Genomic DNA, 20702 nt, shown 5'->3' on the forward strand with positions numbered 1-20702 from the left:
CCTCGAGGAGGACGAACTACACGCCCGGCCCGTCGTAACCGAACGAGACCGGCAGGCTGTACGGCTCGTCGTCGCTGGCCAGCGAGAGGGCCCCGTATCTTTCCCCTCGGGCAGGTCGTCGACGTCGCTCGGGTTCATCCGCGTGCCGACCCACTGACCGGCTGTGTCCACGGCCATACGTCGACGTTGATACGAAACGGGTTCTCACTGTTTCCCACAGAGAATAGTTCGGCCTCGAACCCGCTGTCGTTGCCCGGAGAGAGCCCCCTCAGCTGACGCCCGTCCAGTTACACGAGAGGCAACCGAACACGCCCTGCCCGTTGACCGTCTCGCCGCCGCAGGTCGGACAGGCGAACTGTCCACCGTCGGTGACGACGACCTGATGGTCGGGCGTCCTGACGGTTTCGGTCTCTGCCGTCGTGTCTGCCTCCGTGTCGGCGTCGGTCCGGAGCGTACTCGCCAGTTTCGGGTGACACTCGGCACAGACCCAACGCTGCTCGCGGTGGGTTACAGTCTCGGTAATCGCGCGGTGTCTCCACACGTGAAGAACTTCGTCTTCACAGGCGTCGCATTCTACCATGCTTACTACGACAACTGTCCTGGTATAATAAAAATCTTCCCCTGAATGTGCAGCAATACTCCTCAGAACAAATATATCGTCCTTATATTCTCCGAGAGCCAGCTACGGACGTGTTATTTTGCCGTGAAGAATTCGAAGACTCGAAGCTCCGACAGAAACAAACGCCGGTGACCGAGGAGCAGACCGGCTCAGGCACCGACCGCGAACCAGGCGAGAAAGACCGCGAGACTGCCCAGTGCGGTGCTGGCGACGGCGTGGACGCGGAGACGGTCGAGCAACTGGTGGGCGTGGTCGGTAACCTGTGCGACTTCGCCGACTTCGCCGCCGACCTCACATCGTGGGAGGAAGTCCATCGCGATGTGGAGAAACACGCCGGCGGCGAAGCCGAACACGACCGCGTTGAGAGCCGGAACGGCCGGCACGTCGAGCAGTGCGGTCGGGATGGCCGTGATACCGACCCCCGCCGCAGGAAGCAAGACGGCGGATGCGGAGCGGTTATTGGAAGCCAGCCGCCGCGCTGCGGCGTAGCCAGCCGGCCCCTTGTGCGAGACGATAGCCAGTCCGAGTAGGAGTCCGAGTTCCGGCATCGCCGCGTACACGAGCCCGATTATCGCGCCCGCAGAGAGCGCGTGTGCCGACAACTGCACCGCCGTGTTGTCGAACGCCGCGTTCACGTGTGAGAGCCGGTGCCCGAGAACGTGCGAGCCGAACCCGACGAGGATACCGGCGGCGATGCCGAACCCCCCCACTCGCGGGTCGAACCCTATCGCCTGTGGCACGAGGAACACGGTTGCACTCGTTATCATCGCCCCGCTGGCCAGTCCGTAACCCCAGACCAGTCGCCGCGCGCCGCCGACCTCGGCCGCCCGGACGCCGAGCGGAATCGACCCCGCCATCGCCGCGAACGCGACCCACGCAATCACCAGCACCTTCCACAGATTCACGAGCACCGCGACTCCCGAGAGCGCGACCAGGAGGCCGACCCCTCCGAGGCCGACCAGCGACGGGCGCTCGCCGCTATTAATAATACTGGTCTCTGTATTATTAGACATCTGGTTGTTATACCGGCAATCGTAATAATAAAGCCTCCGGTCCGTCGGCCGGTCGAACGTGTGGTCTCAACGGGTGCCGCGTTTCCACGCTTTCAGGTCGAGCACGCCACCGTCGAGGTCGTCGGCCGGGGCGTCGGTCGCCGCCCAGCGGAACATCGGGGCGACGTCTGCCGGGTCCCGACCGGTGCCGCCAGTTAGTTCGGTCGCGACCACACCGGGGTCGACGACGCTCACGGAGTGGTCGAGGTCCGCCGCGAACCCGCGCGCGATAGCCTCGGCCGTCGCCTTAGAAACAGCGTACGACCCGTAGCCCGGCTTCGCCTCCCGGGCGACACCGCCGGACGTGACGAGCAGGCGCGCGTGAGGGCTCAGATGCGGGAGCGCCTCGCGGATCGTAGTGAAGGTCCCGCGCCCGTTCGTCCGTAGGTGGTCGTCGAAAGCCGCGTACGACTCCGACGCGAGGGACGTCTCGCCCGCTGGCCCGTGGTAGACGCCGGCGTTCGCGACGACGATATCGATTCCGCCGCCCTCGCGGGCCGCGGCCTCCATCAACCGCTCCACGTCGAACTCGTCACGCACGTCCGCCCGCTGTGTGGTCACTGCCCCGTCGGTCGGTTCGACCGCTGCCGCCAGGTCGTCGAGTCCGTCGGCGTCCCGTGCACAGGCGACGACGTGTGCCCCTGCGTCGGCGAACTCGCGGACGACTGCGGCACCGATACCCCTGCTCGCGCCAGTGACGACTGCTGTCTCCCCGTGCATTGTTTCAACGTTCGAGCGTGACCCACATGGCGGTTTCGTATGACCGGCCGACGAACCACACTGATGAGCCACCTCTTTTATAAACGCTCCAGCCCCTACGTTGGACAATGAGTTCACTCGCTGGAACGACTATCGACATCGTCGGCGGTGGGTTTGGGGGACTGTCGACCGCGTGTTATCTCGCAGACGCCGGCGCTGACGTTCGGGTGCTCGAAAAGAACGAACAGATGGGCGGGCGTGCCAGCCGACTCGACGCCGACGGCTTTCACTTCAATATGGGGCCGTCCTGGTACCTGATGCCCGACGTGTTCGAGCGTTTCTTCGGCCACTTCGGGAAGTCCACCGACGACTACTACGACCTCGACCGGCTCGATCCCCACTACCGCATCTTCTTCAAAGACGGTGACCAGGTCGACGTGTCCGCAGACCGCGCGGACGTCCGAGAACTGTTCGCCGAGTACGAGGACGGTGGTGGTGAAGCCTTCGACAACTACCTCGAAGAGAGCGAGTCCAACTACGAACTCGCCATGGAGAACTTCGTCTACGAGGACCGTCCTCGTCTCAGGGACTGGGTAGACCTGGACGTGATGAAAGCCGCCCCCGTTGGGCTGAAACTGCTGGGGAATATGCAGGGTCACGTCGAAAAGTACTTCGAGAACCCAAAACTCCAGCAGATCATGCAGTACACCCTCGTGTTCCTCGGCGGTGCGCCTCACAACACGCCGGCACTGTACAACATGATGAGCCACGTGGACTTCAACCTCGGCGTCTACTACCCCGTCGGCAAGGACGACCGCGACAACGGCCTCGGCGCGGTCGTCGACGCCACGGTCGACTTGGGCGAGGAGCTAGGCGTCGAGTACGTCACCGACACACCGGTCGACGAGGTCACTCGCCGGAAAGACGGGTTCCTCGTCGCCACGGAGAACGGAACGGAGTACCACCCCGACCTCGTGGTGAGCGACGCCGACTACGCGCACACCGAGCAGGAACTCCTCCCCGAACACGAGCGCCAGCACGACGCCGACTACTGGGAGTCCAAAACCTACGCGCCCTCGGCCTTTTTGATCTACATGGGCGTTGAGGGCGACGTGGACGACCTCGCTCACCACACTCTCGTTCTCCCGGAAGACTGGGACCCCCACTTCGGGCAGATTTTCGACGAACCGGCCTGGCCCGACGACCCGGCGTACTACATCTGTGTCCCCTCCGAAACCGACGACACCGTCGTGCCCGAGGGTGATACCGACGCCTACAGCAACCTGTTCGTACTGGTTCCGATCGCACCCGACCTGAACGACGACGAGGCCACGCGGCAGCGCTATCGCGACGAGATTCTCGCCGATATCGCCGAGCACACTGGCACCGACCTCCGGGACCGAATCGCCTTCGAAGAGCGGTTCTCGGTCTCCGAGTTCGCCGACCGGTACAACTCCATCCAGGGGACTGCGCTGGGACTGGCCCACACCCTGAAACAGACGTCGCTCCTGCGGCCGTCCCACCGGTCCTCTGCTGTCGACGGACTCTACTTTACGGGGTCGTTCACCACCCCTGGCATCGGCGTTCCAATGTGTCTCATCAGTGGCGAACACACCGCAAACGCTGTGATAGAAGACAGATGAGCGACAGCGCAGCCAGCAACCGGTTCGAATCGGTCACCAGCTACCTCCCCTCCGAGGAGACCCGATTCGGCTATCTGTTCTGGCTCTCGCGCCCGCGCTTCTGGCTCTATCTCGGCGGCCCCGTCATCGTCGGCGCGACGTTCGCCGCTGGCAGCGTGGCCGAACTGTTCTCGCCAATCGCCGTCATGCTGTTGGCGTATTTTACCGTCCCCGCGAACGTCTTCCTTTACGGCGTCAACGACGCCTTCGACGCCAACATCGACGAAATCAATCCCAAGAAAGACGAGAAAGAAGTGCGTTACCGCGACGATATCTGGATTATCATGGCGGTCACACTGAGTGGCGCGCTCGGCGGCATGTTCATTTTCCTCCTGCCGTCGGCCGGAACACAGGTGTTGGCACTGTGGGTGCTACTGGCCGTCCAGTACAGCGCGCCGCCCCTGCGGTTCAAAACGACGCCGTTTCTCGACTCCGTGTCGAACGGCCTGTACATTCTCCCTGGCGTGGTCGCGTTCACCGCCGTCTCCGGCGAGTTGCCCCCGCTCCTGGCCATCGTCGCCGGATGGTTCTGGACGATGGGGATGCATACGTTCTCGGCCATCCCCGACATCGAACCCGACCGCGAGGCCGGCGTCCGGACGACCGCGACCGTCCTCGGCAAACGGCGAACGTACTACTACTGTGCAGCCTGCTGGCTGGCAGCCGCAGCCGCCTTCGCGCAGGTTCACGTCGTGCTCGGTGCCCTCCTGTTGCTCTACCCGGTGCTGGTGTTCGGTATCGCTTTCTCCGGGGTCGACGTGGACGACGCCTACTGGTGGTACCCCGCTATCAATACGCTAATCGGGATGCTGATGACCATGGGTGGCCTCTGGGCACTCCTGTTCGGATATGGCGGTTGAGACGCCCACTCGCGACGCCGTTGAGGCCGGCCTCGACGACCTCGTCCAGGAGAATCGCTTCACCATCGCCGTCGTCTTCCCCGCCGTCGGCGCGATTATGTTGCTCGCCAGCGCCGAGGCCCTGTTCCCCGCCCCGCTCAACTTCAACCCTTATCTGGTCCTCCTCGGGACCGTTGTGATGCGACTCCCGCTGATCGCCGGTGTCGCGCCACTCCTGGACCGCCGTGCGACTGCGGCCCTCCTCGCGCTGACGGCATACTCCTACGGTATTGAGTACGTGGGCGTGACCACTGGCTGGCCCTACGGCTTTTTCGAGTACGGCGTCGAACTCGGGCCGATGCTGCTGGACACCGTGCCTCTCGGGCTCCCGATTTTTTTCTTCCCGCTCGTGCTCAACAGCTACCTGCTCTGTTTGCTTTTGCTCGGCGACCGGGCGAGTCGGTGGGCGGTCCGGCTCCCAACAGTCATCGCGACGGTCCTCATCGTCGACCTGGTGCTGGACCCAGGTGCGGTGGCACTTGGCTTCTGGGCCTACGACGGGGGCGGGGCCTACTACGGCGTGCCGTGGTCGAACTACCTCGGGTGGGTCCTCTCGGCCACCGTGGCCGTGGGCCTGTTCGATCTCGCGTTCGACTGGACGAACCTGGTTGCCCGCGTGCAGTCGTGTGCGTTCATGCTCGACGACCTGGTGAGCTTCGTGATCCTTTGGGGACTTATCAACGCCTACTTCGGCAACTGGGTGCCGGTGGCGTTCGCCGGCCTGCTCTTCGCGGGCCTCGTCGAAATCGACCGGTTCGACTTCCAGGTCCTCCGGACGGTGCCCGGGCTCTCCAGCCGGCTGTGACTGCGACCGAAAGAAATTACTCGGTGAGCGGTGGTTCCTCGAACATGACACGAACTGCGCCAATGGACTACCAGACGTACGCGAAAGGGGGCTTTTTGTTTGGCCTCGCACTCCTCGTCGTCGGTGTCGTCGGGTCCGCCGTCGGCCACATGCTCTTCGAATCGATCCCCGCCTGGGAAAGCGCTCTCTTCGTCGGCGCGGAGTTCGCCGGCCTGACTATCGGGCTTTTTTCGCCAATCGTGTTCGGCATTGTGCTCCCGCTGATCGAGTAGTCACTGCGTGGGGGTCCACTCGGGCGGTTCCGGCCCGGGCGAGGGGGTCGGTGCCTCACCGATGGTCGAGACCCGCTCGAACACCGCTTCCGGGTCCTTGTTCCAGTGCCAGTGCCAGCGCGTCTTGGCGATCAACCAGAGCTTTCGCGTCGTCGCGAGACTCGGCGTCTCCGAGAGGACGTCGTAGTCCCGCTTCCTGATCAGCCGGTGGTGGTCGGCGTACAGCACCGCCGCAAGCAGGACCGCGAACTGGCAGTCGTCCGGGAGATACTTGATCCCGGCGACCCCCTCACGATACAGTTTCTCCGCGCGGGCCATCTCGTGAATCATCGCCGACCGGAAGCCGTCGGACAGCTCCAGGTCCTCAATGTCCGCCTCGGAAACCCCATACTGTTTCAGCGTCTCCCGCGGGAGGTAGATTCGGTCGCGGTCAACGATGTCCTCACGCACGTCGCGCAGGAAGTTCGAGAGCTGGAACGCCTCCCCGAGCGCTCTGGCGTGTGGTCGCGCCACGTCCGGATCGTCGACGTTCATAATTCCGGTCATCATGTACCCGACCGCCGACGCCGAACCCCGCATGTACGCTTCGAGTTCGTCGTACGTCTCGTAACGATTCTTCTCGATGTCGGTCGCCATCGCGTCGACGAACAGTTCCACGTCCCCTTCGGTGATAGCGGACTCGCGGCGAACCTCGTCGAACGCCTGCAGGACCGGGTCGTCGGTCTCGCGACGACCGAGCGCCGCCTCGCGGAACCGTTCCAGTCGCTCCCGCTGTTCGGCCGGGGTGAGGTCGTTGTCCTCGTCGTCGACGACCTCGTCGGCAATCCGGAAGAACGCGTACAGAACGTAGGTCTTGTGGCGGATTCGCTCGGGTAACAGTCGCGTCGCGTAATAGAACGTCTTGCCAGTCTGCCGGTGAATCTGCCGGCTCTCCTCAAGTGAGTCGTTCGTTACCATTCTCTGATAGTTCGTATGGTCAGATGGACGCCGCTCTCGCTGTGGGGATGGGGATGGAAACCGTTCACGTTGACAGATGTAGGGGCCGAACTGGTTTAAGAACGGTACCTTACTGGTTGGTACCGAACCTCTTGAAGCGCGTACACGTTCGGAAAGTGTTTTTTACGAAGTTGGTTCAAGATGTACGTATGGCTCGCCAACAACTCGAAACCGCGGCAGAGAACCTCCGTACAGCGAGTGACGCGACGACCGACGAGGCCAGCAGTCGCCTGGACGACCTAGCCGACCAACTCGACGACCTCGCCGCCCGGGAGTCCGGACCCGACCACGGCCGACTGGCTCGTATCCAGTCCGCGCTGGCAGACCTCGAAGACGGGGTGAGTACGGAGGCCGGCGAGGACATCGACGACGCCGACGACGCGATCAACGGCTATCGTGAGACCATTGAGGGCGGCGTCTGAGTCCCGGAACCTCTTTGCTATCTGCCGCCCGACGTTCGAGTGAAGGGAGCATGCGACACGAATCGATGGGGCTCTCGAAAGCCCACCGCCAACTGCTGCTCGCGTCGGAACTGACCGTCGACCGCGCGCTGAGCGAACGACTGGCCGACCTGGCCCATCGAGTCGGTGAACTGTCCGACGACAGCCCCGACCACGAGACAGTCCGGAGTATCGAAGCGCAACTCCGATCCGCCGCTCGTGACACCCACCCCGACGTGCGCGCCGCTATCGGCCGTGCCCGAGCGCTGCTGACGCCCTACTGCGAGCCGACCGACTGACACCGTCGCGGCTGGACCCGGATCGTCCGCCTGACTGTTCAGGAGAGTTTTATACTCACGACGAACTACTCGCGCTCGTGCCGGACGGTGACGAGTGGATTACGGGCCGAAGCCGTGAGGCGGTCGCCGAGCGGGTCCGGGTCGTCATCGCCGCGGAATTGAGGGAAGACGAGGCCGAACAGATCGCGCGTACTGTCGCCCGTGTCATCGGCGAGTTCATAAAAGAAGCGGACGACGCAGCGTCACTCGTCGCTGCCGTCGGTGACGCGGCCGACGACGTGATCCAGGCCGTCGCCGACACCGTCATGGACAATCTGCCCGCCCTGCGACACTCGGTGGTGATCCGCCGCTCCGTGCGCCGGGTCGTGACACGCCTCACCAGCGGCCGGGCCGAAGCAATCGTCCAGCAGGTCGGCGACGAGATAGTCGAGACGCTGATCGAGAACGGCCGCACCGAGGCACTGGTCGACGCGTCGCTCGAAATCGCCATCGAGACCGCTATCGAAGGTGGGTACGCCGATGACCTGACTCGGGAAATCTTCGACGACGGGGTCACACAGATCATCGGGGAGGACGGCACCGAAACCGCCTGAGCGGCGACGCGCCCTCACACGCGAGGGAATCGTCTTGTTCGCATCTCCCGGCCCGAATGTACGGAAGACGCGTGCCAGACCGAGTTCGACAGCACGGAACGGCAGGCAGTCGCCGACGCGCTCAAGCGGGAAATCGACGATCAACTGACCGTCGACGGGACGCCGGCGGTCGGTCTCGGCACCCTCGACGCACACGACGAGATCGGCTTATGACCGAGACCGTCGAAGACGAGTATCCGGCGACCGGATCCGCCTCGGCGGACTGAGTGCCGGTCTCCGGAGTAGCCGGCTCCGTCCGGACCGTTCATGCCGGTTGGGCACGACAACCGAGTTGATGCGTTCCGCAGCGTTCACCGACCTCATCGGTCCGGACGGCGTTTCGATCGTCGAACAACCGACCCCAGAACCCAAACGCGGGGAGGCGACAGTCACCGTCGACGCGTGTTCGGTCAATCACCACGACCTCTGGATCCTCGAAGGCGACTCCGCGATGGTCGACGCGGACGACCTGCCGTTCGTCAGCGGCCTTGACGTCGCCGGGACCGTCGACGCCGTTGGGGAGGACGTCGCGGGCGTCGAACCCGGCGACCGCGTGGTCCTCTGTCCGAACGAGACCTGCGGGACGTGCCGCCACTGTCGAGAGGGGCCGGAGAACCTCTGTGAAAACTTCGCGCTGTTCCACGGTGGGCTGGCCGAAACGGCCCGCGTCCGCGCCGACCGCCTCGTCACACTCCCCGACAACGTGGGGGCCGTCGAGGCCGCGGCGCTCCCCACGGCCTACATGACTGCCTTCCACATGCTTCGGCGGGTCGACGCCAGCCCGGGAGATCTGGTGTTCGTCCCGGGCGTGACCGGCGGCGTCGGGGTCGCGAGCGTGCAGCTCGCGGACGCGCTCGGCGCACACAGCGTCGGCACGTCTGCCTCGCGAGCGAAACTGGATCGCGTCGAATCGCTCGGCCTCGACCACGCGGTCGAGAGCACCGACCCGGACGTGATTCGAGACGCTATCGAGGATGTCGGGTCCGTCGACGGCGTTCTCAACCATCTCGGTGGCGAGTACACGCAACTCGGCCTCGACGTGCTCCGGCGCGGCGGCCGGATGGCGGTCTGTGGCCGGACGGCCGGCGGCACGTCCGAGATCGATATCCCACACCTCTTTCTCGGCCACAAACGGATCGTCGGGAGCACGATGGGGACACAGGGTGACCTGCGGCGACTCGTGGACCTCGTCGCCGACGGCACGCTCACGCCGGCGGTCGACACGACGTATTCACTCGACGAGACGAATGGGGCGTTTGCGGCGATGCAAAACCGTGAGAGCGTCGGGAAACTCGTCGTCACGCCGTAGTCGACCCACCGACGAACAGGCGTCGGCCGGCCGGGTCAGGAATCTGCGCTGCTCCGGCCGAGCAGGCGGTCCGCGAGGCTGCCGAGTGACTTCACCGCGACGTTGACGTACAGACCGACGAGGAACGCGAGGCCGGCCGCGTACTGCTGGCCCGACCCGCCGTTCGTGAAGGCAGCGCCGGCCGCGAACAACAGGTAGACGCCCGCGGCCAGTACCCACGCCGCCGGCATACGGAGCGCCATCTCGGCCAGTTCCTCGATTTCGCTGTACTCGTCGTACGCCTCGACGTTCGTCATGAGCTTGGTGAACACGTACCCCAGCGCGCCGAGCGACGCGTAGAGATACACGTACGGTGGGACGACCACCGCCCCGCCCGGGGCCGTGAGCCAGCCATCGACGGGCACGAGACCCGCCGAGAGCCCGATTCCAACCAGCGTTAGCCCCGTGAGTACCCCGATTAGGAGCCAGTTGCCTGCCGACCACCCGTCGACCGCTCCGGCGTCACCGGTCGCCTCATCCGTCCGTTCGGGAGACTGCGTGTCCGCGTTACCCATACCCGAGACGATGCCACGTCCAAAAATAAGTGTACGTGCTCGTGCAACGAATGCTCGCGGTGTGTCTCCGGGTGCTACTGGTCACGACCCGCTCGGCGGCCGTTCGAGCAACGATGCGGTACCGATTTTGCCAGCCGACGGCACGACCCCTCTGTCCGCAGCGAGGACCGAGTTGGCATCAGAGTCGTCGCTCCCACTCCTCTGCGGGCATCGACTCGCCGGTGATGCCGCTGGCCCCCTGTGCGAGCAAGCCTGTGGCGGCGTCGTTCATCACGTCGGGGTCGAGAATCGCCTCTCGTTCGTGTGCCGGCAGGTGGTCCCAGAAGCCGGTCTCGGCGCGACCACCTGGGTCGAGTGCGTTGACGTTGACCCCGTACTCGTCGAGTTCGTCGGCCTGCGTCCGGGTCAGTCCCTCCAGTGCCCACTTCGAGGCGACGTACGGCCCCCACCGCGCCGACCCGCGTCGACCCAGGCCCGACGAGATGTTGACGACGTTCCCGCCGCCCGCATCGACCATCTCCGGGACGGCGTACTTCGAGAACAGAAAGACACCGGTGACGTTCACGTCCACGATCTGCCGGAAGTCCTCGGTTTCGACGTCGTGGAGCAGCCTCCGTTCGTCGTACATGTTCAACAGGCCGATGCCGGCATTGTTGACGAGGCCAGTGACCGATCCGTACTCCTCGACCGTCGCGTCGACGACACCGTGTACTGCACTCTCGTCGGTGACGTCGGCGGGTGCGACGAGTACCGCGCCGTCCACGGCGGCGGCGACCGCCTCCAGTTCCGACTCGCTGCGAGCGGTCACCGTGACGGCCGCGCCCTCCCGAGCGAACCGCTTCGCCATCGCTGCCCCGAGTCCCTGGCTCGCGCCGGTGACGATTACCACTTCGCCTTCGAGCGTCGTCATAGTCGACGTAGTGGTTCGACTACAAAAAAGAAGCCGTCACGCGGGACCACCGTTCCCCCCTCTTGGCGGTCCGCCTCGATTGTGAACATCGCCTCGGTAGCCATCGTCCGCATCGTCGGCTTCAAACACAGAGGTACGCATCTGCTACCGACTGTCACGAGTGGGTCCGTCGCGCGGTCGTCGTTCGGACCGCTCACCTCCCGCCGTCGATCCGACGACTCACGTCCCAGTCGACGCCGTCTGCGCTGTCCCGGAGGCGGTCGAAGAACTGCCGGAGCCCGCCCGACTCCGTGGCGGGCAGGACGTGCAACCGAACCTGCGAGTCCCGGACACTGACCCGGAACACGTCGCCCGTCGCCTCGTCGTGGACGAGATACAGCGGCATCGGCAGGTCGAACCAATCGCCGTACGTGTACCCTTCACCGTCGAGCACACCCTCGACGACCCCCTGAAGCCACGGGTCGTCACGCTCGGGCAGGGGCGCGAGCGAAAACATCGTTCCGCCCTCGTACTCGACACCGCCACCCCGCGGGTAGCGCCGTTCGGGCCGCCTCGGGATAGCGAAGGGGTCGTCGGCTGTCATACCGCGTTCGTTTCTTTTTAGGTCGTCCCCCTTCTTAATTGCGCGGCCAGTACCGGAGCGCCGGCTGCCGAGCCCCGTCTCTCACAACTCGACGGGACGCCCATTGACTCGTTGCACTCCTCAATCGAGCCCCGTCTCTCACAACTCGACGGGACACCCATTGACTTCGCCGCCACGCATCCCGTCGGCAAGCCAGTAGATCGAGAGCACCACCACGGCGAGCGCCACGAGCGAGATTTCCAGCCCCTCCAGTGGCAACAGCGTCACCAGTCCCGTCGCGCCGACGAACGAGAGGAGCCCGGCCAGGAGCGCGGTCCCACAGGCCGCACAACCCGCCCCGAGGGTCCCGAGAAGCAGTCCGAGGGCACTACCACCACTCTCCTGCACCGAGAGGCCGTGCTCGCGCAGGTGGTATGTCACCATCGCCACGTCGACCCCAATCAGTGCCGCCAGCACCACCAGCACGACCGCAGCCGGGAGCGAGTAGATCGACCCGAGGAACGGGTAGAGCCCCTGCAGTATCGTCACTCGGGCGTCCAGTGGCAGATCACCAGTCAGCGCGAACAGCGCCGGTTCGAGGTTCTGCGTCAGGACGAACAGCGTCAGTCCGGCCGCCGCCGCCAGGATGGCCACGGCGGCGTACACCGGCCCCGTCAACACGAGCCGCGCGGTCCGTCCCATCAGCCGCCAGTCCCGGCGTCGAGTCGGGAGTCGCGGGAGTCGGCTGCTCGCACTCATAGTCCTAGCGTCGACCTGACGGCGTCGAACCCGACACTCCCGGAGTACGAGGTCCGGTACTGTCCGTCCCTGAACAGGTACACCGCCGGCGTGGCGCTCGCACCCGCCATCTCACCGGCGTTGAGGTCTGCCTCAACCGAACCCTCGGCCTCGTCGTTCTGGACGGCCGTCACGACAGCCTCGGCGCCCACGCTCGTCTCGGCCGCGAGGAACTCCCGGGACTTCGAGAGGACTTCGTCCCGGTCCGTGTTCCGGAACTCGCTCTGGTTGCCGAAGTAATGGTCCACGAGCGCCCAGTGGGCGTCCGTGTCCCGGGCGTAGGTCGCCTCGAGCGCCCGCGAGGCGGGGTGTCCCCACTGGTAAACGATGGGGTAGCCCCGGAAGACGAACGTCGCGTCGCCGGGTTCGACCAGTTCCGAGCGAATCCGCGGGACCGTCGTCTCCTCGAAGTTCCGACACCGTGGGCAGGAGGGGTCCTCGAACGCGACGATGGTGCCGGTCGCTTCGCCCGGCGCCGGGCCGAGGCGTGGTTGCGTGTCCAGTCCCTGTGCGGCCGGATGCGAGTCGAGCGTCTGTCCGTTGGTCCCGCCGTCACCGTTCCCCGAACCGCCGCCGAGACAACCGGCGACGAGCGTTCCAGTGACCACCGTGCTCACCGACAGAAACTGCCGACGCGTTCCGTGCATAGCTGAACGCAGGCGGTCGACGGGCAAAGGTGTTCTCCGAACTCTCTTCGGGAGCAATGCCGACTCCGTCTAGAATCGGAATTCATCGGTCCCGGCTCGACCGGCTTTCCTGTCGACGGGTTGATCTGCCCTGTCGAGAACGAGGCGGACCACGCTCCCGCCGTCCTCGGGACTCTCGAAGACGACTTCACCGCCGGAATCGCGGGTAATCCAAGTCACCAGCCACAGGCCGAGGCCGCTGGCGTGATCCAGCGGCGTCTCGCTGCCATTCCCGACGACGCGTCGTTCCTTCTCCGGGATGCCGGGCCCGTCGTCGGCCACGGTCACGGTCACCGACTCCTCGCCGGTCGATAGCGACACCTGAATCCGGGCCTCGTCGGTGTGTTCGATGCTGTTCTCGATGAGGTTCTCGACAGCCGTGTCGATCAACGAGGTTGCCTCGACCCAGGCGTGGGCAGGCAGGTCCGTCTCGATGGCCGTGTCGGGGTACTGCTCGCAGAGCCGCTTGACCTGTGTCGCGAGCAACTCCGCGAGGTCGACCGACCTACGCGTCTGCTCGTGGTTGGCGAGCGTCTGCTCGATTTCGCGGGCCTTCTCGCTCAGGCTATTGATCTGTTCGGCCCGGTCGACGATGGTGTCGAGTTTGTCCTGTGTCACTGTATCGGAGACCGACTGCGCGACGAGTTCGGCGTTTGCCATGACGACGTGCATACTGTTTCGCAGGTCGTGGCGCAGCGCCCGGTTGAGGACGGTCAACCGGCGCTCCCGTTCCTGGCGGTCGGTTACGTCTCGGAGCACACCGACCGAGCCTCGGAATCCGCCGTCCTCGTCGGTCAACAGCGCGACGTGGTTCTCACCCGGGACTGGGTCGCTATCGACCGGCTCGAGGTCCATATCGTAGATCGCCTTTTCTTGCTCGCTGGTGAGTAACTCCTGGATAAGCTCCCGCCCGCGCTCGATGTCGCGTCGGTCCATGCAGATCGAGCAGTGTTCCCCGACCAGATCGTCCTCGGGCAGTCCGACGGCCGCACAGGCTGTCTCGTTGAGTGCGACGAACTGCCCGGACTCGTCGACCGCGTACACGCTGTCGGGGACCGCGTTGAGCATCGTCTCGTACAGCTCCAGCTCCCGCTCGCGCTCTCTTCGGTCGGCGATGTCCCGGACGATGGCAAGCTCCCCACGCTCGCCCTGATACTGGATGAGCGTCGTACTGACTTCGACGGGGACCCGCTCCCCGTCGAGGGTGTCTAGTTCGATTTCGTAGCGCCCAGTCCCACCCTCGCCGTCGACGCGTTCCTCGTAGCTGCGCCGGACTATCTCGTGGTCCGCCGGGCTTATCAGGTCGAACACACTGGTCCCTTCGATCTCCACACGAGTCCCGCCGAGCAGGGTGGCCAGTTGCTCGTTGACGAACTGGACGTGTCCCTGCCGCGTGATCGCGATGCTGTCGTTTGCCTTCTCCAACAGCGTCGAGTAGAGCTGTTCCTGCTCTTTCCGGTCGGAGATGTCACGGATGATGCCAGCCGCCCCGCGGAACTCGCCGTTCTCGGTCAGGGTGGCGAGCTTGACCTCACACGGGACCGTCTCGTCATCTTGACCGGAGATGTCCATCTCGAACGTCGCACTGTTTTGATCGGGGTCCGACCGGAGGGCACTGACGATTCGCTCGCACTGTGCCATCGCCCTGTCGGAGACCGCCGCGCTGGCGTCCTCCCGGATCAGTTCCTCGGCAGACGAGCCGGTCTGTGGCTCGTGAGCCGCGTTTGCGAACGTGAACTGCCCGTTCTCGTCGACCGCGAACACGCGGTCGTCGACCGCCTCGACGACGGTCTCGTACATCGGGAGCTCCCACTCGCGCTCCTCGCGCCCGGTCACGTCCCTGATGCTGATGACCGTCCCGCCGACCGCGGGGTCGTCGATGCAACTCTGCCCTCTGAACTCGACCCAGCGCCACCCGCCGTCCGCGTGCTTGGCCCGGTACACCGCGGTGACCGATTCTTCGGGGTTCGCCAAGCTACTCGCCAGGTGGTCGAGGACCTCGTCGCGGTCTTCGGGGTGAACGAGTTCGGTGCTGCGCCGCCCGATCAACTCCGAGGGCCCGTGCCCCAGAACCCCTTCGATGCCGGGGCTGATGTACTGGACCGTCGCGTCGGGGTCGATAATCGCGATGGCGTCGGTGGCCTGTTCGATCAGTTTCCGGTAACGCCGTTGCTCGGTGCTGACGGTCTCGATGGCGTCGAGCACACACTCCCAGAGGCCGGCCGTGTCGGTAATCGTCCCTGCCGGGACGTACTCGTCGACGCCGACCGAAACCGCCTCCCGCGCCAACCCGTCGCCGCCCGAGTCAGGGACGAGGACGAACGCCACGTCGTCGAACTGTCGCCTGACGGTCCGACAGAGATCGGTGCCCGTACCGTCGGTCAGGTCCGCCTCACTCACGACACAGACCGCGTCGCCGAGTCGGCTGGATGCCTCCGCCACCGTCCCGACGTGCTCGACGCTCGTGGCGTCGCCACTCTCCCCCCGCAACGACGACGCCCGGGCGCTATCGACCCCGACGTACAACACGACCCGACCGGCCTTCATGTGATAGTGTTACATACTGGAGTTGCGCACAAAAATCTGTGGCAGGCTCTTCTCGCGAAGACTGCTACCGGTCGATCACGGGACGGCGTGCCGACTATCGGAAGCGGCCCTCCTGACGCTGGGCGAGGTTCGTGTACCCGCCCGTGCGGTACCGCTTGAACAGCACGTCTGGATCGATGGTGGTCTCTGACAGCGGCGCGACGGAGGCCGGCATCCCGCGGGCGAACGACCGGACGGGGACTCGTCCGCCGTCGAAGACCGGACCAGCTAAACCGCCGGGGTGGAAACTCCGCCGCATGCGACTCGCACGTGCGGAGGCGCCGGACGGTATCGTCGAAGGCGAATACGTCGACGGCGTCATCAAGGCCGACGACGCGACCTACGAGGTCGGCGCGGACACCGAACTGCTCGCCCCGTGTGACCCCGACGCGCTGTTCTGTGTCGGGCGCAACTTCGGTGAGAAGGTTGACCAGATGGACTACGAGGTTCCGGACGTGCCCGACTGGTTCATCAAACCGCCACACAGTCTCCACCCGCCCGAACAACCCATCCCGTCCCCCGACTGGACCGAGGAACTGACATATGCCGGCGAACTCGCGGCCGTAATCGACGAGCCCTGCCACGACATCGCCGAGGACGAAGTCGACGACGTTCTCCGAGGGTACACCGTTCTCAACGACATGGACGCGCTCGACCAGGAACGGCGCACCGCCCGGAAAGCCTTCGACGGTTCCGGTCCGCTGGGTCCCTGGATCGAGACCGACTACGAACCCGTCGGGAAGGAGATGGAGACCAGTATCAACGGCGAGCGCCGCCAGCACGACAACACCGAGAACATGTTCAACAAGCCCCGCGAGACCGTCGCCTTCCTCAGCGAGCGGTACACGTTCCGCCCGGGCGACGTGATCTCCTTCGGCAGCCCCGCCAACCCCGGCCTGGTCGAACCGGGTGACGTAGTCGAGATTCGTTACGAGGGTATCGGCACCCTCCGAAACACGATCGAATAGCGGTTCCCGAGGCTACGCCCCGCCGTCGCCGATGTCCACCACGAGGGTCGGTCGGCCGACGCTCTCGACGACGCGTTCCGTGACGCTCCCCAGCGAGGCTAATCGGTCGCGCCCGGTCCGGCCGTGGGTCCCCATCACCAGCAGATCGGCCGCCATCTCCTCGGCGTAATTCATGATTTCGGTGTGTGGAATCCCCTCCCGACGTTCACCGACGACCGCTACACCGGCGTCCGCGCCGGCAGCCTCGGCGGCGTCCAGCGCGGCCTCACCCTCCTCCACTAAGTTCGCGATCACGTCGTCCTGTGTGTCCTCGTCGGCCGCGAGAAAGAGCCGGCGGTCGACGACGTACAGCGTGTGAACTGTTGCGCCGTTGTCGTCTGCGATGTGGAACGCGTGATTGAGCGTCTCTTCAGTTCCGCTGCTACCGTCGGTCGGAACGAGTATCCGGTCGTACATACCGACGCCGTTCTCCAGGCTAACACTTGAATCACCGGCCCGGTCACAACCCACAAGAGGCGTGTGGTGCAACGTCACACAACGAATGAAGGGTTTACACTGTTAGCCCGTGAGTAGCCATTTCTTCACGAAAAAACCACCAATTTTAGTAAGGAGGATTACGAGGCCACGAGTATGGTCGACAAAGACGACCTGCGAGAGCAGCTGATCGAAGGCTTCGAAGGTGCAGACTTCCCAGTAAACAGCCCGATGGACCTCGTTCCGGCCCTGCCGAACGGTCCGTCTACTACGTTCGAGTCCGGCGACGTGAGCTTCACGGCCATGGAGCTCAATCAGAAGGGTGGCGGTGGAGACTTCCCCTACGACGATGTCGAGACGCTCGTCGACGACATCATGGAAGGTCTCGAAGAGGAAGACCACATCTGACGCCACAAACCGACCCGTTTTTTTCTGTCCGACCCACCAGCGACGACAACGACCGGGGACGGCAGAACCGCTATGAACGTCCGGCACATAGGAGTGTGTATGTCACAAGACGCCGAGCGTGACCTGCCCGACAGCGACGAGGAGTGGCGCGACGTGCTCGACGACGACGAGTACCGCATCCTCCGCGAGGCCGGGACGGAGCCGAAGTTCAGCGGCGAGTATGTCGACCAGAAGGCCGACGGAGCCTACGTCTGTGCGGGGTGTGGCACCGAACTGTTCGACTCGGACACGAAGTTCGAGTCCGGGTCGGGGTGGCCGAGTTTCTACGACGCCGCAGGGGACAACGTTGAGACGCGCCTCGACACGAGCCACGGGATGCGCCGGACCGAAGTGGTCTGTGCCACCTGTGAGGGACATCTCGGACACGTGTTCGAGGACGGACCGGAACCGACGGGCAAACGCTACTGCATCAATTCCGCCGCGCTCAACTTCGACCCGGGTGAGTAGTCGACGCGACACCTGTCCGAGCAGCACAGCTTATACGTGATGATACAGTAAAACGACGACGGCGCTGTATCCCCGCCCTACTCACTCGCTCCGCTTGTTTCCTGCAGACGGGGCCGTAGCGCCTGTATTCAGCTACCCCAGCGGTGTAGTCGCTGTGGATGGGCCTGGGGACAGTGTGGGAGATGCCAGACTCCGAGTCCGGAGCCGCTGGCCGAATGGCCGGCGCCGTTCGGGAACGCGTCGAGCAGTTCGTGCAGTCGACGCCGCGTGGCGGCCCCGCGGTGGTCGGTTTCGTAAGGGTCTCTCTGCTTCTGGTCACCCTGCTGAACTTCTTCTGTGAACTCCGACGGTTCGGATTCGACTGGCCACAGGGCATCGACCTCTCGCAGCGGGCCCGCGCGACGCTCTCGCGGCCGACGTGCCCGACGACGTAGTGGTTCAGGCCGACGACATGCTGCCAACGGTCTTCGGCAACCTCCGCTCCAACGCCGTCCAGCACAACGACGCCGACGACCGTCGAATTCAGATCGCCGTCCGAGCCGGTTCGGAGTCGGTCGTGGTCCGCGTCTGCGACAACGGACCGGGCATTCCCGACGCCGATCAAGAGGCGGTGTTCGAGCAGGGACACAGTTCCAGTGGCGGCGGCTTCGGCCTCTCGTGTCCGGACGATGGTCGACCACTACGGCGGGTCGATTCACATCGAGAACAACCGGCCCAGCGACTCCGTGTTCGTCGTCTCCCTGCCGCGAGCCGAACAGGAGTGAACCGCTCCCCTCGCTGGCGCTTAGAGTTCCCGGTGGGTCGGATACCCCACGTCCGCCGTCGGAATCGACCGCTCCGCGACCACGAGTCCGTCCCCGCTCCGAACCCGCGGCGAGTCGTCGAACTGTGACTGTATGAACGACTCGATTGCCGACATCGACGCCTGGTCGGGGTCGAACACCGAGGCGTACCGAAGCGTCGTCGTCGCCGGACCGTACGCGTACGCTCGTCCGTACGCTCGTAGGCCCGGCACGTCTTCGTCGGGCTGGAGGATGCCACCGACGGCTTCGCCGCCGCCGAGAACGTCCAGCAACGCGGCGACGGTGCCGTTCGCGTCGGCGTACTTCGGCGTCCCGGTCCGGACCGCCGACGCCACCACGTTCGCACCGTTCGTGACTCTGGCGGCGGCCACCTGTGTCGAGTCGCTGACCGCATAGGCGCCGGCGCCTTCGGCGGCGACGACAGTGAACCCCTCGACAGTGCCAGTCTCGGATAGTGACGGCTCCGCGGTCACTGCGTCCACGCGGGTCGTCCGTTCGACTCCGCCGTCGAAGACGTAGAGGTACGGTGCGTCCGTCGGTCCCGCTTTGAGGTAGAGGCTCTCGGTCAGATCGACGCCTGGCTGGGCCTCGCTTGTCGCCGGGTCGAAGATGCTCCGGTCGTCCCGCGGCGTCCCGAGGGTGTCCTCGTACCTGCGGATAGCCGGCACGTCGATAGCGGTGAGGTAGTACGCGCCTGCCCGCGGTTCGGTGACCCTCGACGCGTAGGCGGGAACCGACTGTGCTGGAATCCACCGACCGAGAGCGGTCCCGACACCCCCGACTCCAGGTTCCAGTGCTGGCTGCTCCGTGTCCGCCCCGGCCCCGTCGGCCGTCACCGTCTCGTCGGCACCCGACGTCGAGCGGTCACTATTCCCCCTCCCGGTCGACGCGCTCGGTGCCCCCTGACACCCTGCCAACAGCGCCGATACCCCCGCGATACCCCCGAGTAGCTTCCGTCTCGTCTGCATACGTCGACACGATAGCTCTCGGGAATATATAGTTTGGTCCGAGCGTGGTTCCCACTCAGACCGCTCCGGAGCGGAGTCGTCACTCACCGGCCGACTGTCCAAAGAATGAACGTCACGAAGTGTCGCCGTGTGGCGACAGTACGAAACCAGTTACGTGCGAACGACGTTCGAGGCGCGCGGGCCCTTCTCGGCCTGCTCGATGTCGAACTCGATCTCGGTCCCCTCGGTGAGGTCCTCGCCGCCAACGTCCTCCATGTGGAAGAAAACGTCCTCGTCCGCGTCTTCTGTGTCGATAAAGCCGTAGCCGCCTGTGTCGTTGAAGAAATCAACCGTACCGTTTGACATTACAATCATACGAACGCCCACCACACGGTTAAGGGTTCTGCATCTGTTTTTCAAACAATATTTTTTCTAAACAAACGGCTCGACAACAACTGCTATGATGAACGAATATGTGCACGCGGTCGACTCCGGTCCGAACGGTGTCCGGTCAGTTGGAACGCTCGTCCTTCGCGGGAAGGGCGGGATTCTCTCGCTGAATCATCATAGTTCGACTGAACCGGCAGTTCCCCGGAGCCACCCATCTTAGCTGTTTTGCAGGCGCTAAGCCCCCTTCCTCAAGGAGCGACCGGAGGGAGCGAGTAGGGAGGGGATACAGCGTCCCCAGAAATCTCCGATTTCTGGTGTGCGAACGAATCGCGGAGCGATTCGTCCACGCCGTCATCGTTTCACTTCCACTACACGGCATGCCCTTACTATCCCTGCGGTCGAAGG

At 64.8% G+C, this 20702-nt stretch carries 26 protein-coding genes and 1 pseudogene; 13 read left to right on the plus strand and 14 right to left on the minus strand.

Features of this window, described 5'->3' with window-relative positions; all coding sequences use genetic code 11:
• Nucleotides 1-268 precede the first annotated feature (268 nt).
• The 3 genes from Q0964_RS03755 to Q0964_RS03765 form a co-directional block, all read right to left on the minus strand.
• Nucleotides 269-580, minus strand: a complete 312-nt coding sequence (locus tag Q0964_RS03755; protein ID WP_299263572.1) for a hypothetical protein — start codon at nt 578-580, stop codon at nt 269-271.
• A gap of 188 nt (nt 581-768) precedes the next feature.
• Nucleotides 769-1632, minus strand: coding sequence for a ZIP family metal transporter (locus Q0964_RS03760; protein WP_299263574.1), 864 nt, complete (start codon nt 1630-1632; stop codon nt 769-771).
• Nucleotides 1633-1698: 66 nt separating this feature from the next.
• Nucleotides 1699-2391: an SDR family oxidoreductase gene (locus Q0964_RS03765; RefSeq protein ID WP_299263576.1), complete on the minus strand. Its 693-nt coding sequence runs from the start codon at nt 2389-2391 to the stop codon at nt 1699-1701.
• Nucleotides 2392-2498: 107 nt separating this feature from the next.
• On the opposite strand from Q0964_RS03765, the gene Q0964_RS03770 reads away from it, so the two are divergent.
• From Q0964_RS03770 to Q0964_RS03785, 4 genes are read left to right on the plus strand one after another with little or no spacing between them, the layout of a single operon-like run.
• Nucleotides 2499-4013, plus strand: coding sequence for a phytoene desaturase family protein (locus Q0964_RS03770; protein WP_299263578.1), 1515 nt, complete (start codon nt 2499-2501; stop codon nt 4011-4013).
• The gene (locus Q0964_RS03775; protein ID WP_299263580.1) at nt 4010-4912 is read left to right on the plus strand and encodes a prenyltransferase; all 903 of its coding nucleotides are present in this window, start codon (nt 4010-4012) and stop codon (nt 4910-4912) included. Before Q0964_RS03770 ends, Q0964_RS03775 begins: the two co-directional genes overlap by 4 nt.
• Entirely contained in the window at nt 4902-5756 is an 855-nt protein-coding gene (cruF, locus tag Q0964_RS03780; protein WP_299263582.1) for a bisanhydrobacterioruberin hydratase, read from the plus strand. Before Q0964_RS03775 ends, cruF begins: the two co-directional genes overlap by 11 nt.
• Nucleotides 5757-5800: 44 nt before the next feature.
• Nucleotides 5801-6028 carry a DUF7860 family protein gene (locus Q0964_RS03785; RefSeq protein ID WP_299263584.1) on the plus strand — a complete coding sequence of 76 codons (228 nt, stop codon included), beginning with the start codon at nt 5801-5803 and terminating at the stop codon, nt 6026-6028.
• Here the strand turns inward: Q0964_RS03785 and Q0964_RS03790 are convergent, their stop codons facing one another.
• Nucleotides 6029-6985, minus strand: coding sequence for a phytoene/squalene synthase family protein (locus Q0964_RS03790; RefSeq protein WP_299263586.1), 957 nt, complete (start codon nt 6983-6985; stop codon nt 6029-6031).
• Between the two features lie 188 nt (nt 6986-7173).
• Between Q0964_RS03790 and Q0964_RS03795 the strand changes: the two genes are divergently transcribed.
• The 4 genes from Q0964_RS03795 (at nt 7174) to Q0964_RS03810 (ending at nt 9704) form a co-directional block, all read left to right on the plus strand.
• Nucleotides 7174-7446, plus strand: a complete 273-nt coding sequence (locus Q0964_RS03795) for a DUF7553 family protein (RefSeq protein ID WP_299263588.1) — start codon at nt 7174-7176, stop codon at nt 7444-7446.
• Between the two features lie 50 nt (nt 7447-7496).
• Complete coding sequence (locus Q0964_RS03800; RefSeq protein WP_299263590.1) at nt 7497-7763, plus strand: DUF7553 family protein; 267 nt, start codon at nt 7497-7499, stop codon at nt 7761-7763.
• Nucleotides 7764-7840: 77 nt separating this feature from the next.
• Nucleotides 7841-8356 (plus strand): hypothetical protein, encoded by a 516-nt coding sequence (locus Q0964_RS03805; protein WP_299263592.1) that lies wholly within the window; start codon nt 7841-7843, stop codon nt 8354-8356.
• A 334-nt stretch (nt 8357-8690) separates the two neighbouring features.
• Complete coding sequence (locus Q0964_RS03810; RefSeq protein ID WP_299263594.1) at nt 8691-9704, plus strand: alcohol dehydrogenase catalytic domain-containing protein; 1014 nt, start codon at nt 8691-8693, stop codon at nt 9702-9704.
• Between the two features lie 35 nt (nt 9705-9739).
• Here the strand turns inward: Q0964_RS03810 and Q0964_RS03815 are convergent, their stop codons facing one another.
• The 7 genes from Q0964_RS03815 to Q0964_RS03845 form a co-directional block, all read right to left on the minus strand.
• Nucleotides 9740-10258, minus strand: a complete 519-nt coding sequence (locus tag Q0964_RS03815) for a hypothetical protein (protein WP_299263596.1) — start codon at nt 10256-10258, stop codon at nt 9740-9742.
• A gap of 178 nt (nt 10259-10436) precedes the next feature.
• A complete protein-coding gene (locus Q0964_RS03820; RefSeq protein ID WP_299263598.1) occupies nt 10437-11168 on the minus strand; it encodes an SDR family NAD(P)-dependent oxidoreductase in 732 nt (243 codons plus the stop codon).
• 193 nt (nt 11169-11361) lie between these two features.
• Nucleotides 11362-11751 carry a hypothetical protein gene (locus tag Q0964_RS03825; RefSeq protein ID WP_299263600.1) on the minus strand — a complete coding sequence of 130 codons (390 nt, stop codon included), beginning with the start codon at nt 11749-11751 and terminating at the stop codon, nt 11362-11364.
• A 138-nt stretch (nt 11752-11889) separates the two neighbouring features.
• Complete coding sequence (locus tag Q0964_RS03830; RefSeq protein ID WP_299263602.1) at nt 11890-12489, minus strand: hypothetical protein; 600 nt, start codon at nt 12487-12489, stop codon at nt 11890-11892.
• Nucleotides 12486-13175: a DsbA family protein gene (locus Q0964_RS03835; protein ID WP_299263605.1), complete on the minus strand. Its 690-nt coding sequence runs from the start codon at nt 13173-13175 to the stop codon at nt 12486-12488. Before Q0964_RS03835 ends, Q0964_RS03830 begins: the two co-directional genes overlap by 4 nt.
• A 69-nt stretch (nt 13176-13244) precedes the next feature.
• Entirely contained in the window at nt 13245-15761 is a 2517-nt protein-coding gene (locus Q0964_RS03840; protein WP_299263608.1) for a PAS domain S-box protein, read from the minus strand.
• Nucleotides 15762-15855: 94 nt separating this feature from the next.
• Nucleotides 15856-16059: a hypothetical protein gene (locus Q0964_RS03845; RefSeq protein ID WP_299263611.1), complete on the minus strand. Its 204-nt coding sequence runs from the start codon at nt 16057-16059 to the stop codon at nt 15856-15858.
• On the opposite strand from Q0964_RS03845, the gene Q0964_RS03850 reads away from it, so the two are divergent.
• A complete protein-coding gene (locus Q0964_RS03850; RefSeq protein ID WP_299263615.1) occupies nt 16058-16768 on the plus strand; it encodes a fumarylacetoacetate hydrolase family protein in 711 nt (236 codons plus the stop codon). The two genes, Q0964_RS03845 and Q0964_RS03850, sit on opposite strands and share 2 nt — an antisense overlap.
• 12 nt (nt 16769-16780) lie before the next feature.
• On the opposite strand, the gene Q0964_RS03855 is transcribed toward Q0964_RS03850, so the two are convergent.
• Nucleotides 16781-17224, minus strand: a complete 444-nt coding sequence (locus Q0964_RS03855) for a universal stress protein (RefSeq protein WP_299263618.1) — start codon at nt 17222-17224, stop codon at nt 16781-16783.
• 174 nt (nt 17225-17398) lie between these two features.
• On the opposite strand from Q0964_RS03855, the gene Q0964_RS03860 reads away from it, so the two are divergent.
• The 4 genes and pseudogenes from Q0964_RS03860 to Q0964_RS18430 all read left to right on the plus strand — a co-directional run.
• Nucleotides 17399-17650, plus strand: a complete 252-nt coding sequence (locus Q0964_RS03860; protein WP_299263621.1) for an MTH865 family protein — start codon at nt 17399-17401, stop codon at nt 17648-17650.
• A 99-nt stretch (nt 17651-17749) separates the two neighbouring features.
• Nucleotides 17750-18157, plus strand: a complete 408-nt coding sequence (gene msrB, locus Q0964_RS03865; RefSeq protein ID WP_299263624.1) for a peptide-methionine (R)-S-oxide reductase MsrB — start codon at nt 17750-17752, stop codon at nt 18155-18157.
• A 182-nt stretch (nt 18158-18339) separates the two neighbouring features.
• Nucleotides 18340-18591: a hypothetical protein gene (locus Q0964_RS03870; RefSeq protein WP_299263627.1), complete on the plus strand. Its 252-nt coding sequence runs from the start codon at nt 18340-18342 to the stop codon at nt 18589-18591.
• A 17-nt stretch (nt 18592-18608) separates the two neighbouring features.
• Nucleotides 18609-18803 (plus strand): annotated as a pseudogene (locus tag Q0964_RS18430) (ATP-binding protein); the annotation flags it as partial.
• Between the two features lie 138 nt (nt 18804-18941).
• Here the strand turns inward: Q0964_RS18430 and Q0964_RS03875 are convergent.
• Together Q0964_RS03875 and Q0964_RS03880 are read right to left on the minus strand one after the other, a co-directional pair.
• Nucleotides 18942-19928, minus strand: coding sequence for a hypothetical protein (locus Q0964_RS03875; RefSeq protein WP_299263630.1), 987 nt, complete (start codon nt 19926-19928; stop codon nt 18942-18944).
• A gap of 150 nt (nt 19929-20078) precedes the next feature.
• The gene (locus tag Q0964_RS03880; protein ID WP_299263633.1) at nt 20079-20273 is read right to left on the minus strand and encodes a cold-shock protein; all 195 of its coding nucleotides are present in this window, start codon (nt 20271-20273) and stop codon (nt 20079-20081) included.
• Nucleotides 20274-20702 lie beyond the last annotated feature (429 nt).

Source organism: Halorientalis sp. (assembly GCF_028275115.1).
GTDB lineage: Archaea > Halobacteriota > Halobacteria > Halobacteriales > Haloarculaceae > Halorientalis.

Bases quoted from the DNA above. Each gene is read 5' to 3' on its own strand.
- Q0964_RS03760 (WP_299263574.1), bottom strand. From the start codon at position 1,632: ATGTCTAATAATACAGAGACCAGTATTATTAATAGCGGCGAGCGCCCG.
- Q0964_RS03845 (WP_299263611.1), bottom strand. From the start codon at position 16,059: ATGCGGCGGAGTTTCCACCCCGGCGGTTTAGCTGGTCCGGTCTTCGAC.
- Q0964_RS03800 (WP_299263590.1), top strand. From the start codon at position 7,497: ATGCGACACGAATCGATGGGGCTCTCGAAAGCCCACCGCCAACTGCTG.
- cruF (WP_299263582.1), top strand. From the start codon at position 4,902: ATGGCGGTTGAGACGCCCACTCGCGACGCCGTTGAGGCCGGCCTCGAC.
- Q0964_RS03770 (WP_299263578.1), top strand. From the start codon at position 2,499: ATGAGTTCACTCGCTGGAACGACTATCGACATCGTCGGCGGTGGGTTT.
- Q0964_RS03830 (WP_299263602.1), bottom strand. From the start codon at position 12,489: ATGAGTGCGAGCAGCCGACTCCCGCGACTCCCGACTCGACGCCGGGAC.
- Q0964_RS03785 (WP_299263584.1), top strand. From the start codon at position 5,801: ATGACACGAACTGCGCCAATGGACTACCAGACGTACGCGAAAGGGGGC.
- Q0964_RS03815 (WP_299263596.1), bottom strand. From the start codon at position 10,258: ATGGGTAACGCGGACACGCAGTCTCCCGAACGGACGGATGAGGCGACC.
- Q0964_RS03810 (WP_299263594.1), top strand. From the start codon at position 8,691: ATGCGTTCCGCAGCGTTCACCGACCTCATCGGTCCGGACGGCGTTTCG.
- Q0964_RS03855 (WP_299263618.1), bottom strand. From the start codon at position 17,224: ATGTACGACCGGATACTCGTTCCGACCGACGGTAGCAGCGGAACTGAA.
- Q0964_RS03880 (WP_299263633.1), bottom strand. From the start codon at position 20,273: ATGTCAAACGGTACGGTTGATTTCTTCAACGACACAGGCGGCTACGGC.
- Q0964_RS03860 (WP_299263621.1), top strand. From the start codon at position 17,399: ATGGTCGACAAAGACGACCTGCGAGAGCAGCTGATCGAAGGCTTCGAA.
- Q0964_RS03840 (WP_299263608.1), bottom strand. From the start codon at position 15,761: ATGAAGGCCGGTCGGGTCGTGTTGTACGTCGGGGTCGATAGCGCCCGG.
- Q0964_RS03755 (WP_299263572.1), bottom strand. From the start codon at position 580: ATGGTAGAATGCGACGCCTGTGAAGACGAAGTTCTTCACGTGTGGAGA.
- Q0964_RS03765 (WP_299263576.1), bottom strand. From the start codon at position 2,391: ATGCACGGGGAGACAGCAGTCGTCACTGGCGCGAGCAGGGGTATCGGT.
- Q0964_RS03825 (WP_299263600.1), bottom strand. From the start codon at position 11,751: ATGACAGCCGACGACCCCTTCGCTATCCCGAGGCGGCCCGAACGGCGC.
- Q0964_RS03795 (WP_299263588.1), top strand. From the start codon at position 7,174: ATGGCTCGCCAACAACTCGAAACCGCGGCAGAGAACCTCCGTACAGCG.
- Q0964_RS03850 (WP_299263615.1), top strand. From the start codon at position 16,058: ATGCGACTCGCACGTGCGGAGGCGCCGGACGGTATCGTCGAAGGCGAA.
- Q0964_RS03790 (WP_299263586.1), bottom strand. From the start codon at position 6,985: ATGGTAACGAACGACTCACTTGAGGAGAGCCGGCAGATTCACCGGCAG.
- msrB (WP_299263624.1), top strand. From the start codon at position 17,750: ATGTCACAAGACGCCGAGCGTGACCTGCCCGACAGCGACGAGGAGTGG.
- Q0964_RS03820 (WP_299263598.1), bottom strand. From the start codon at position 11,168: ATGACGACGCTCGAAGGCGAAGTGGTAATCGTCACCGGCGCGAGCCAG.
- Q0964_RS03835 (WP_299263605.1), bottom strand. From the start codon at position 13,175: ATGCACGGAACGCGTCGGCAGTTTCTGTCGGTGAGCACGGTGGTCACT.
- Q0964_RS03775 (WP_299263580.1), top strand. From the start codon at position 4,010: ATGAGCGACAGCGCAGCCAGCAACCGGTTCGAATCGGTCACCAGCTAC.
- Q0964_RS03870 (WP_299263627.1), top strand. From the start codon at position 18,340: ATGCCAGACTCCGAGTCCGGAGCCGCTGGCCGAATGGCCGGCGCCGTT.
- Q0964_RS03875 (WP_299263630.1), bottom strand. From the start codon at position 19,928: ATGCAGACGAGACGGAAGCTACTCGGGGGTATCGCGGGGGTATCGGCG.